The organism is Mesorhizobium sp. M5C.F.Ca.IN.020.29.1.1, assembly GCF_003997375.1.
Taxonomy (GTDB): domain Bacteria; phylum Pseudomonadota; class Alphaproteobacteria; order Rhizobiales; family Rhizobiaceae; genus Mesorhizobium; species Mesorhizobium wenxiniae.
This window is the reverse complement of sequence record NZ_RZSW01000790.1, coordinates 1-2085: the sequence shown is the minus strand read 5'-3', so window position 1 is coordinate 2085 and position 2085 is coordinate 1. Positions and strand designations below refer to the sequence as shown.

At 56.0% G+C, this 2085-nt stretch carries 4 protein-coding genes; 2 read left to right on the top strand and 2 right to left on the bottom strand.

What is annotated here, in order from left to right:
* The coding region (locus EOA85_RS38340) for a helix-turn-helix transcriptional regulator (RefSeq protein ID WP_206523438.1) at positions 1-198 on the bottom strand (198 nt) is incomplete at its 3' end.
* A 133-nt stretch (positions 199-331) separates the two neighbouring features.
* Here EOA85_RS38340 and EOA85_RS40015 point away from each other — a divergent pair.
* Together EOA85_RS40015 and EOA85_RS33565 are read left to right on the top strand one after the other, a co-directional pair.
* Complete coding sequence (locus EOA85_RS40015; RefSeq protein ID WP_127212572.1) at positions 332-1117, top strand: methyltransferase domain-containing protein; 786 nt, start codon at positions 332-334, stop codon at positions 1115-1117.
* Positions 1118-1247: 130 nt separating this feature from the next.
* Positions 1248-1541: a hypothetical protein gene (locus tag EOA85_RS33565; protein ID WP_127212571.1), complete on the top strand. Its 294-nt coding sequence runs from the start codon at positions 1248-1250 to the stop codon at positions 1539-1541.
* On the opposite strand, the gene EOA85_RS33560 is transcribed toward EOA85_RS33565, so the two are convergent.
* Positions 1542-1895: a hypothetical protein gene (locus EOA85_RS33560; RefSeq protein WP_127212570.1), complete on the bottom strand. Its 354-nt coding sequence runs from the start codon at positions 1893-1895 to the stop codon at positions 1542-1544. It lies immediately after the preceding gene.
* Positions 1896-2085 lie beyond the last annotated feature (190 nt).

Genomic DNA, 2085 nt, shown 5'->3' with positions numbered 1-2085 from the left:
GAACTCGACGCCGGCCGCTTCAAGGGCGAGCCGCACAAAGTCTAGAGCCTCCAGGGAGCCGCCAAACTTCCCGGTCTCAAAGTTCGAGATTGAGTTTCGATGAACCCCCGCCGCCTTGGCCAGGTCTCGAAAGGGGAATACCATGCGAAAGACAACGCGCGCCGGAGCAGCCGGCGTGGGCATCCTGAAAACGGCCAATTCGCTTCCTATATTGGCCGAAGGTGCAATCGCATAGGCAAGGGTGTCGCATGATCAGACTTGTCGTCAGTGCCCTGGTCGTCGCCGTGTCCAGAGCGGACCGTAAACCCTCTTCACCGCGAGGATTCCCGTCATGGCTAGAGAAGGGTCTCTGAGAAGATCGACATCGGTCTTGACTAGGGCTCGGCGGCTCGGACGAAAGATCCTGCGCTGGCTGGAGGGAGACAGCCGATCCCAACAGCTCAGAGACGAAGTTCTGTTTTGGAGACACTGGTTCTCCACTCAGGGATCATTCTGGCCAGAGGACTACAAGGAACGTCTTGACCCCAATTTACCAATTCAGGATCACGTTGGGCGATATGTCGACAGGTTGACGACCAACCCAGTTTCCATACTCGATGTGGGCGCTGGCCCCTTGACGAAGCTCGGCAAAGTACATGCCTCGAAAGAGATCATGATTACTGCAACTGACCTGCTGGCAACAGAATATGATCAAGTTCTGAGAGATTTTGGGATCCAACCTCTTGTGCGAACAGTCTTTGGTGACGCCGAAAATCTTAGCACCCAATTTGGCGATTACAGTTTCGACATCGTGCATGGACAGAATTGTATAGATCACACGGCTAGTCCACTCAAGGCAATACAACAGATGCTCTCGGTCACAAAACATGATGGTTTCGTCGTGCTTTATCATGCTGAAAACGAGGGAAAGACGGAATCGTACAAGCAGCTGCACAAGTGGGACTTCACATGTGAGAAAGGACATTTCGTTATCAGAGGGCCTGGACCGGGTGGGGATTCGGTGGATGCCACTGACGCGCTGGCCGCGGTAGGGTCGGTTGAATGTAGCTTGGATGACGGCGCGGTGCTTGTTGCAATCCGAAAGCATCCGCAAAGACTGTCTTCGACGAACTGCTAAAGGCGCCTTGCTACACCATGAAGGCCGTCCAGATGAAGGCCGCTCTGCTTCTCGACGACAAGCTGGGCTACTGCGACAATGATCTTGGAACAGCAAGAGGCGCAAGCCCTTCTTTCCTGCTGGTGCAGTCATGAGCGCGGATCCGATCGTTGAGCCCTGCGTCTGTCATGACATTTTCTTCACCGGCGCCGGCCCGCTCCAGTTCATGGGCGACAATCTCCGCCTGACGGTGGTTGTGAGGCAGCGCTCGACCTGCGACGGCAGCATCGAAAACGCGGTGGTGGCCAAGATCGTCGGCAGCCGCGCCGACATGCTCAGGATCGCCGCCGGAATCGACCTTGGCTGCAATCAGGTGTCCACGCCAAGAGATCGGGTGAAAGCTACTTTCGTGGAATTTCTGGAGGCGCCGAGGGAGCGGCACTGATCATTGCGCAAGCGAAACGATGCCCGGCCGCTTCGGTGGCCGGGCATCGCCCTTAAGGCCGTTGGCCTTCCGGGAATTTCGCGAGCACGTCTGCGGGCTGGATGCAGAGGCGATCTTGCTCGAAAAGCATTGCTTGTGTTGCGTCATCGTTCGAATGATTGCGTAAGCACCCAACGTCCAAAACCAAAAAAAGTCATACGCCTTCATGATATCCGGGCCGGGATCCTTCTGGTCTCGAGCCGCCTTGATCTCGAAAGCCATTCGCCGGAGCGACTGGAGCTGAGTCACTGTGTAGATTGAAAAAGCCTTCAGCGGATTGCGCCGGTACATTTCCTCGAACTGGTCGTCGTCCATGTCACACTCCTCGGCACTGTCAAACCATCGGCGGGCTTTGAATGTTGCCCCAGATGTTGCCCTGGGAGCAAATCGCCCAACTTGGCGATTGCGAAGGCTTCCAGCTTAAGTGCTTGAAAATGCTTGGCTCCCCGGGCCGGATTCGAACCAGCGACCAACCGGTTAACAGCCGGTTGCTCTACCACTGAGC

Coding starts and splice junctions, on each gene's coding strand:
- EOA85_RS33565 (WP_127212571.1), top strand. CDS start 1,248: ATGAGCGCGGATCCGATCGTTGAGCCCTGCGTCTGTCATGACATTTTC.
- EOA85_RS40015 (WP_127212572.1), top strand. CDS start 332: ATGGCTAGAGAAGGGTCTCTGAGAAGATCGACATCGGTCTTGACTAGG.
- EOA85_RS33560 (WP_127212570.1), bottom strand. CDS start 1,895: ATGGACGACGACCAGTTCGAGGAAATGTACCGGCGCAATCCGCTGAAG.